Annotated in this window: 8 protein-coding genes; 6 read left to right on the top strand and 2 right to left on the bottom strand. The window is 66.7% G+C overall.

Features of this window, described 5'->3' with window-relative positions; all coding sequences use genetic code 11:
* The coding region (locus AC2FL1_RS19930) for an NADH-quinone oxidoreductase subunit NuoE family protein (RefSeq protein ID WP_496878078.1) at positions 1-255 on the bottom strand (255 nt) is incomplete at its 3' end.
* 84 nt (positions 256-339) lie between these two features.
* Positions 340-1,221, bottom strand: coding sequence for a LysR family transcriptional regulator (locus tag AC2FL1_RS19925; protein WP_496878077.1), 882 nt, complete (start codon positions 1,219-1,221; stop codon positions 340-342).
* A 149-nt stretch (positions 1,222-1,370) separates the two neighbouring features.
* Here AC2FL1_RS19925 and AC2FL1_RS19920 point away from each other — a divergent pair, with 149 nt between their 5' ends.
* From AC2FL1_RS19920 to AC2FL1_RS19895, 6 genes are read left to right on the top strand one after another with little or no spacing between them, the layout of a single operon-like run.
* Positions 1,371-2,198 (top strand): FAD binding domain-containing protein, encoded by an 828-nt coding sequence (locus AC2FL1_RS19920; RefSeq protein WP_496878076.1) that lies wholly within the window; start codon positions 1,371-1,373, stop codon positions 2,196-2,198.
* Positions 2,198-4,942: a molybdopterin-dependent oxidoreductase gene (locus AC2FL1_RS19915; RefSeq protein WP_496878075.1), complete on the top strand. Its 2,745-nt coding sequence runs from the start codon at positions 2,198-2,200 to the stop codon at positions 4,940-4,942. The genes AC2FL1_RS19920 and AC2FL1_RS19915 overlap by 1 nt, the downstream gene beginning before the upstream one ends.
* Entirely contained in the window at positions 4,935-6,428 is a 1,494-nt protein-coding gene (locus tag AC2FL1_RS19910; RefSeq protein ID WP_496878074.1) for a 6-hydroxynicotinate reductase, read from the top strand. The genes AC2FL1_RS19915 and AC2FL1_RS19910 overlap by 8 nt, the downstream gene beginning before the upstream one ends.
* Positions 6,425-7,294 (top strand): UPF0280 family protein, encoded by an 870-nt coding sequence (locus AC2FL1_RS19905; protein WP_496878073.1) that lies wholly within the window; start codon positions 6,425-6,427, stop codon positions 7,292-7,294. Before AC2FL1_RS19910 ends, AC2FL1_RS19905 begins: the two co-directional genes overlap by 4 nt.
* Positions 7,287-7,868, top strand: coding sequence for an amino acid synthesis family protein (locus AC2FL1_RS19900; protein ID WP_496829019.1), 582 nt, complete (start codon positions 7,287-7,289; stop codon positions 7,866-7,868). The genes AC2FL1_RS19905 and AC2FL1_RS19900 overlap by 8 nt, the downstream gene beginning before the upstream one ends.
* Positions 7,865-8,446 carry an amino acid synthesis family protein gene (locus AC2FL1_RS19895; protein ID WP_496829021.1) on the top strand — a complete coding sequence of 194 codons (582 nt, stop codon included), beginning with the start codon at positions 7,865-7,867 and terminating at the stop codon, positions 8,444-8,446. The genes AC2FL1_RS19900 and AC2FL1_RS19895 overlap by 4 nt, the downstream gene beginning before the upstream one ends.
* The last annotated feature ends 41 nt before the right edge of the window (positions 8,447-8,487 follow it).

The raw sequence follows: 8,487 nt of genomic DNA, 5'->3' as shown, positions 1-8,487 counted from the left end.
CGCCTGCCCCAGCTTCATCTCGAACGCCAAAGCCGCAAGATGATCCGCCGACAAATGCCCGTAAGCGTCCTGAATGAGATGCAGAAACTCGATCAGCAAATCCCGCCGCCGAGGACGATCCCCCAGCAAAGCACGAACATCCGCCAACGCCTCATCACTATAAACACGACCCTTCGGCAATCGACGCCCACGACCCTTCCCACTCTTCCATACGCCGGGTCCGTTGCCTGATGATTTGCTGTCCAATGGTGCCATGTTGCCCTCCGATCAGAGCCCGTCTCTCATCAGAATAAGATATCGTCAAATCGCATCTTTCGAAGGCACGATAACGACGCCTTATCACCGCAATGAGGCAACCACCTGCCGCAGGGCCGTCACCGTCGGCAGTTCCGGATCACGGTCCAGCGTGGCCAGCGCAATGGGTTTGGACACTTCGGGTTCGACCAGCGGCAACACTTTTGTGCCGCGCAGATCGCCCAGTGCCCGGACCAGAACGCGCGGCACAACGGCGGCCGCCAGCCCCTCGCGCGCCATTACCATCGCTGCGGTAAAGCCGCTGGTCTCGGCCACGATACGCGGATGCAAACCCTGTTCGGCGAATATCCGGTCGAGAATGCGCCGGTTCTGCATCTGCGGCTCCAGCAGGCACAGCGGGAATTCAGCCACCCGCGCCCAGGGAATCGGCCCGGTCGCCTCGGTCAGATGGGCGGGCACCAGCAGCACATAGGTTTCCTCGTAGAGTGGCTGCACATGGCGCAGGTCGGTGCCGATGCTGTCGCCATAGGTGATGCCCGCGTCGATCGTGCCTTCGTCCAGCCCCTGCTGGATCGCGGTCGAGGACATCGAATCGATCCGCGCCACGATCCGCGGATGCTCCTGATGCAACCGCCGCACCAGCCGCCCGGTAAAGGCCAGCGCGGTCGGGATCACCCCCAGGATCAGCGCGCCCGAAATCTCGCCCCGGACCGCCGCAACCTCCTGTTCCAGCGCCTTGGCATCGCCCAGGATGCGGCGGGCCCGGCGCACGATCATCTCGCCTTCTTCGGTCAGGCCCTGAAACCGGTTGGCACGGCGCACTATGGTGACACCCAACCGCTCTTCGAGATTGCGGATCCGCATCGAAAAGGCCGGTTGCGAGATTCCGCAATCCTCGGCCGCCTTGGCAAAGTGTCGATGCCGCGCCAAAGCGCTGAGCAATTGCAGGTCGCGCAGTTCGATCAAATCTCTGTTCCCGGTCCGCTCCGTGCGCCACAATAGAGCAGACCGCCCGAAACGACAGCCCGGTTTCCAACAAGCGGTTGACACGAATCGAAACCGGGAAATACCGTTAGCGTACAAATGAAATTCACCGAACGGATGAGACAACGCTCATGGCCTATCACGCCCCTGCCTCACTGAAGGAGGCGCTCGACCGCCTTGCCGAGAAGGACATGCGCGTTGTCGCCGGCGGCACCGATGTCTATCCGGCACAAGGGGCGGCACCGTTCGGCGGGGATATCCTTGACCTGACGCGGATCGCGGCTCTTCAGGGTATCAGCCGGGCGGCAGAGGGTTGGCGCATCGGCGCCACCACCACATGGACCCAGGTCGCGCGGGCCGACCTGCCACCCGCCTTTCACGGCTTGCGCGCCGCCGCGCGCGAGGTCGGCAGCATTCAGATCCAGAATGCGGGCACGGTTGCGGGCAACCTGTGCAACGCCTCGCCCGCCGCCGACGGCGTACCGCCGCTGCTGACGCTGGAGGCGCGGGTCGAGTTGACCTCGGCCTCCGGTCAACGCGTGCTGCCGCTGGCAGAGTTCCTGACCGGTGTCCGCCGCACCGCCCTGCAGCCGGGTGAGCTGGTCAGTGCCCTTTTACTGCCCAATCCGCCCGCCCATGCGCGCGGCGCCTTCACCAAGCTGGGCGCGCGGCGGTATCTGGTGATTTCCATCGCCATGGTGGCTGTGGTGGTCGGCTGCGATGCACGGGGGCGGATCGACCATGCCTGCGTTGCGGTGGGCGCCTGTTCACCGGTGGCGCAGCGGTTGAGCAGGCTCGAGGCCGATCTGATCGGCCAGCGCCCACAGGACGTAACGGTCGGGCAAGACCAGCTCACCCCGCTCTCGCCCATCGACGATATTCGCGGCAGTTCCGGATTCCGGCTGGACGCGGTGGCCGAGCAGATCACCCGCGCCATCCGTACCGCAGGAGGACAGTGATGGACCGTCCCTTGTCCACAACAACAGATTTCACCCTGAACGGCGCGCCCGCACGCGCCACCCCGCAACCGGGTGAGCGCCTGTCGCGGATGCTGCGCGAGCGTTGCGGCGCGCGCGAGGTCAAGGTGGGCTGCGACGCGGGCGATTGCGGCGCCTGTACCGTGCTGGTCGACGGCGCCCCGGTCTGCGCCTGCCTGACGGCCGCGCATCAGGTGGCAGGCCGCCGGGTGGACACGCTCAAGGGGCTGGCCACCGACCCGGTGGCAGAGCGCCTTTCCGACAGTTTCCTCGCCCATGGCGCGGCGCAATGCGGCATCTGCACGCCCGGCATGATGGTGGCCGCCACCGCGCTGTTGCGCGAAACACCGAAGCCGACCGAGGCGCAGGTTCAGGATGCACTGGGCGGCGTGCTTTGCCGCTGCACCGGCTATCGCAAGATCATTCAGGCGGTGATGCAGGCGGGCGCACCGCTGCCCGCCTCTGTCGAAGGCGACGGGCATTCCGGCGCTGCCATCCCCCGGCTCGACGGCGCGGGCAAGGTGGCGGGAACCGAAGCCTATGGCGACGATGTCGCCCCTGTCGGCACAATGGAGATCGTGCTGGTCGGCGCACCCTACCCCCGCGCGGGCTTCACGCTGGGCGATATCGACGGCTGGCGCAACGCCCACGCGGGCGTGGTGGCGGTGCTGACCGCCGCCGACGTACCGGGCCGCAACCGGTTCGGCGTGATGCCGGGGTTCGAGGATCAGCCCATGTTTGCCGAGACCGAAACCCGGTTTCGCGGCGAACCCGTCGCCGCCATCGTCGCCCCGCCCGATGTGGCCGCGACGCTCGACCTCACCCGCTTCCCGGTCACCTGGACCCGGCTCGACGCAGTGGAAAACGTCACCGACGCCACCGCCCCCGGCGCACCGCTGCTGCACCCGGACCGCGCGGGCAATGTCATGGTCACCGGCTTTGTCGCCTGCGGCGATGCCGAGGCGGCGCTGGCCGCAAGCGACGTGGTGGTCGAGGGGCGCTATGCCACCCCCTTTGTCGAACATGCCTATATCGAGCCCGAGGCGGGCTATGCCTATCTGGACGGTGACAAGGTCGTCGTGCATGCCTGCACCCAGGCCCCGGTGCTGGACCGCGACGGGTTGCAGATGGTGCTGGGCTTCGGCCCTGATCGCATCCGCATCATCCCCACCGGCGTCGGCGGCGGTTTCGGCGCCAAGCTCGACATGTCGGTGCAGCCCTATCTGGCGATAGCCGCGCTGAAGACGGGGCAGCCGGTACGGCTGGCCTATAGCCGGGTGCAGTCGATGCAGATGAGCACCAAGCGCCACCCCTCTGACCTGCACCTGCGCATCGGCGCCAGCGCCGACGGGCGGCTCAAGGGGTTCGCCCTGCAAGGCCGCTTCAACACCGGTGCCTATGCCAGCTGGGGACCGACCGTGGCCAACCGGGTGCCGGTGCATGGCTCGGGCCCCTATTTCATCCGCGATTACCGGGCCGAGGCGCAGGGCATCCACACCCATTGTCCGCCGTCGGGCGCGTTCCGCGGCTTTGGCGTGCCGCAGGCCGCCATCGCGCAGGAAACGCTGTTCGATGAGCTGGCCGAAAAACTGGGGCTGGACCCGCTGGAGTTCCGCCTGAAAAACGCGCTGACAACCGGACAGCCCACCGTCTGCGGCCAGGTGTTCACCCAGGGCGTCGGCATCCGCGCCTGTTTGCAGGCCCTGAAACCCGACTGGACCCGCGCGCGCGCCGCTGCCGAGGCGTTCAATGCCGAGAACACAATCCTGAAACGCGGCGTCGGCATTGCGGCGGGCTGGTATGGCTGCGGCAATACCTCGCTGCCCAACCCCTCGACGATCAAATGCGGCATCCGGGCCGATGGCACACTCGTGCTGCATCAGGGCGCGATGGATATCGGCCAGGGCGCCAATACCGTCATCACCCAGCTCTTTGCCACCGCGCTTGGCATCCCGACCCACCGGATCGAACTGATCGGCCCCGATACCGACCTGACGCCGGACGCCGGCAAGACCTCTGCCTCGCGCCAGACCTTTGTCACCGGCAATGCGGCAAGGCTGGCGGGGGCGGCGCTGCGCGCCGCGATCCTGACTCGCGTCAATGCCGGGCCCGAGGCCACATTGACGCTCGAACAGGGCCGGATCCATGTCACCGACAATGGCCGCGCCCATGTGATCGACCTCTCCGACCTGCCCACGGACGCCGACGGCTATGTCCTCGGCGTCTCCGAGACCTATGACCCGCCCACCAAGCCGCTCGACAAGAACGGCCAGGGCGTGCCTTACGCCCAGTTCGGCTATGCCGCCCATCTGGCGGTGGTCGAGATCGACACACGGCTGGGCACAATCCGCCCGCTCCGCTTCACCGCCGCCCACGACGTGGGCCATGCCGTCAACCCCGCCCTGGTCGAAGGCCAGGTCGAGGGCGGCATCGCCCAGGGTCTCGGCATGGCGCTGATGGAGGAATATATCCCCGGCCGCACCGACAATCTGCACGACTACCTGATCCCAACCATCGGCGACGTGCCGCCAATCGAAACCCTGATCATCGAGGACCCGGACGAGCACGGCCCCTATGGCGCCAAGGGCTTGGGCGAACACGCCCTGATCCCCACCGCTCCCGCACTCTTGAACGCGATCCGCCACGCCACCGGCGTTGCCATCCGCCAGACCCCCGTCACCCCCGCCCGCCTGCGCGCCGCGCTGAAGGAAGCCGGACATGAGTGACCGAATCCGCCCCGAGAAAATCCGCTGCGACGCCTGCCCGGTGCTCTGCTACATCGCCGATGGCAAATCCGGCGCCTGCGACCGCTATGCCAACCATGGTGGCGAACTGGTCCGGCTCGATGCGCTCACCGTGATCGAAAGCGGCAGCACCCGCGTCGTGCCCTTCCTCAAGGACGCGCAGACAGCAGACGACTGGGACGGCAACATCGTTCAGCAGAACCGCGCCTTTGTCACCGCCGTCGGCGCCGGCACCACTTATCCCGATTACAAGCCCGCCCCCTTTATCGTCAGCCAGGAGGTCGAGGGCGTCGACATGGTCACTGTGGTGACCGAGGGCATCTTCTCTTACTGCGGCGTCAAGGTGAAGATCGACACCGACCGCCATATCGGCCACGAACGCGACGTGGTGCGGGTCGATGGCGAACCCATCGGCCATGTGATGACCAGCGAATATGGCTCCAAGATGCTGTCGCTGGGCGGTGTCGAGCACCTGACCGGCGGCTCCAAGAAAGAGGGCCGCGTCACCTGTGACGCGCTCCTGCGCCTGTGCAATTGCGAAGCGGTCGAGATGGTGATCGGCGAGCCAGGCCATGAAACCACCCTGATCGTGCAGGCGGGCCGCGCCCCCATCATCAACGGGGTCGAGGAAAAGCTGATGCGTGTCGGCTGTGGTTCCGCCGCCATCGGCATGTTCGCGAAACAATGGCTGGGCCATGCCGATGACGTGGTGGTGGTCGACGACCACATCACTGGCGTGCTCAGCGAGCATCAGGCCGGCAAGATGCTCGACGTGCCGCCCACCGGCATCCGCATCAAGGGCCGCCGCTCGACGCCGGGCCGCTATTTCCAGGTGGCCGATCCCGGCACCGGCTGGGGCGGTACCGATGTCGAGGACCCGCTGGTCATCCTTGATAAATTCAAGCCCGACGTGGCCTGGCCTGGCCTGCGGCTGATGATGGTCTCGACCACGGGCGAGCAATTCGCCTATTACGAGCTGGACGCCGATCTGGTGCCGCAACCGGTTCCGATCCCCGAGAAACTACGCGCCTCGGCGGAGCTGATCGCGGAAAACTGCGAACCCTCGGTCTGTTCGGTCCTGTTCATGGGCGGCGCGGGCGGCTCCTTGCGCGCGGGCGTGACCGAGAACCCGGTGCGGCTCACCAAATCGGTGAAATCCTCGCTCACCCATGTCTCCTGCGGCGGGGCGGCGGCCTATGTCTGGCCCGGTGGCGGCATCACCGTGATGGTTGACGTGACCGAGATGCCCTCGAACTCGTTCGGTTATGTGCCCACGCCCGCGCTGGTTGCGCCGATGGAATTCACCATGAGGGTCAGCGATTACGGCACGCTCGGCGGCCATGTCAGCGAAATCAAACCGGTGGCACAGGTGGTTTCGGAACGCGACCGCAAACTGGGCAAGCGCGACACCCAGCCGGACCCCAACGCACGCGAAAATTACCGTTGGTCGCGAGGGGAGGACGAATGACCGGAGCTGTCGCCGCCCTTCTGCCCGACGGCAAGCGGCTGCATTTGCAGCACGGCCCCATTGACCTGATCTTGGGGGCCGAGGGCGGGCCGGGCGCGCGCGAGGCGGCGTTTGCCACCGCGACTGCGCGGTTTGAAACGGTGCTGGAGGAACTGGTCAGTGAACTGCCGCTCCTGAAAACCGAGCTCACCCCCGACGTGCCCCTGCCGCTTGGCCCGGTAGCACTGCGCATGGATACCGCCTGCCGCTCGCTGATGGCTTTGCGCCTTACCCGAATGGCCGCCGTTGCCGGTGCCGTGGCCGACGAGGTACTGGCCGCGATGCTCTCCTCCACGCCGCTGACACGCGCCTATGTGAACAACGGCGGCGATATCGCCCTGCACCTGACAGGCGACGCCCGATTTACCCTCGCCATGGCCACGCACGACGGGCACGACCTGGGCCGGCTCTCGGTCGGCGCCAGCGACGGGGTCGGCGGCATCGCCACCTCGGGTCTGGGCGGTCGCAGCCTCAGCCTCGGCATCGCCGAGAGCGTCACGGTGCTGGCCCGCAGCGCTGCCGGTGCCGATGCGGCCGCGACGTTGATCGCCAACGCGACCGACCTGCCCGGCCACCCCGCAATCCGCCGCGCGCCTGCCAACTCGGTGAAGGACGACAGCGATCTGGGAAAGCGCCCCGTTGTCACCCATTGCGGCACCCTTGAACGCAACGAGGTCTTGCATGCCCTTGAAAACGGGCGGAAACTGGCAGGTGAAATGATCGCCGACGGACACATCCGTGCCGCCCAACTGTCCTTGCGCGGAGAGGTCCGCCATGCCGGCGCCATACCCGTGACCGCCCCTGAAAGGAGGCTTGCCCTTGCCTGACCTGATCCTCAGAAAAACCGTCTCGGCACTGGAAGAGATCTGGCACGAGGGTGGTCCGGTGGCCACCACCCCGCTGCGCCGCGCCTCGGTCATGAGTATCCTCAAGAACCCTTTTGCCGGGCGCTACGAGCCCGAGATCCAGGGGTTCATGGAGGATCTCAAACCTCTGGGCCTGAGCATGGCGCAACAGCTTCTGGACATGCTCGGTGGACCGGACCGGATCGAGGGCTATGGCAAGGGCGCCCTGATCGGCGAGGCGGGAGAGCTGGAACATGGCGCGCTCTGGCATGCGCCGGGGGGCTATGCGATGCGGCAGCTCTTGGGCACCGCCAATGCCATCGTCCCCTCGTCGAAAAAGGTGGGTGGTGTCGGCGCCCGGCTGGACGTGCCAATCACCCATATCAACGCCTCTTACGTGCGCAGCCATTTCGACAGTATGGAGGTTGGCTGTAACGATGCGCCCCGCGCCGACGAGATGGCGCTGGTGCTGGTGATGAGCACCGGCCAGCGCGTGCACTCCCGCGCGGGCGGGCTGGAGGCCTGGCAGATCAAGGGAGAGGACGGGCTGAGATGACCAAGATCCGCAAGATCGCTGTATTCATTGAGGAAACCCGGATCGAGGCGGGCCGCGAGATATCCCCGCCCACCCGCAAGGCGGTGGCCGTGGCGGTGATCGAGAACCCGTTTGCGGGCCGGTATGTTGATGACCTGACCGAGCTGATGGACACCGGTGCCGAGCTTGGCGCTCTGTTGGGCGAGCGCTGTGTTCAGGCGCTGGGGATCCGGCCCGAGCAGGCCGAAAGCTATGGCAAGTCCGCGATGGTGGGCGAGAATGGCGAGCTGGAACATGCCGCCGCCATCCTGCATCCGAAACTGGGCGCGCCCCTGCGCAAGGCGGTAGAGAAAGGCGCGGCACTGGTGCCATCGTCCAAGAAGATGGGCAGCCCGGGACAGGTGCTTGATGTGCCGCTGGGCCACAAGGACGCGGCCTATGTCCGCAGCCATTTCGACGGGATCGAGGTGCGGCTGAACGATGCGCCGCGCGCGAACGAGATCATGGTGGCGGTTGCCGTTACCGACAGCGGCCGCCCGTTGCCGCGTGTCGGCGGGCTGACCCATGACGCGGCCGAAGGCAAGGACGGCCTGAGATGAGCCTCGCGGCCTGCCCACGGGGGCGGGCCGCCCAGACAGAG

This window comes from Ruegeria sp. YKSF070, from assembly GCF_059612725.1.
Note: the sequence above shows the minus strand (reverse complement) of the source record. Positions and strands in the feature narration are given on the sequence as shown.

Coding starts and splice junctions, on each gene's coding strand:
- AC2FL1_RS19910 (WP_496878074.1), top strand. CDS start 4,935: ATGAGTGACCGAATCCGCCCCGAGAAAATCCGCTGCGACGCCTGCCCG.
- AC2FL1_RS19915 (WP_496878075.1), top strand. CDS start 2,198: ATGGACCGTCCCTTGTCCACAACAACAGATTTCACCCTGAACGGCGCG.
- AC2FL1_RS19905 (WP_496878073.1), top strand. CDS start 6,425: ATGACCGGAGCTGTCGCCGCCCTTCTGCCCGACGGCAAGCGGCTGCAT.
- AC2FL1_RS19920 (WP_496878076.1), top strand. CDS start 1,371: ATGGCCTATCACGCCCCTGCCTCACTGAAGGAGGCGCTCGACCGCCTT.
- AC2FL1_RS19895 (WP_496829021.1), top strand. CDS start 7,865: ATGACCAAGATCCGCAAGATCGCTGTATTCATTGAGGAAACCCGGATC.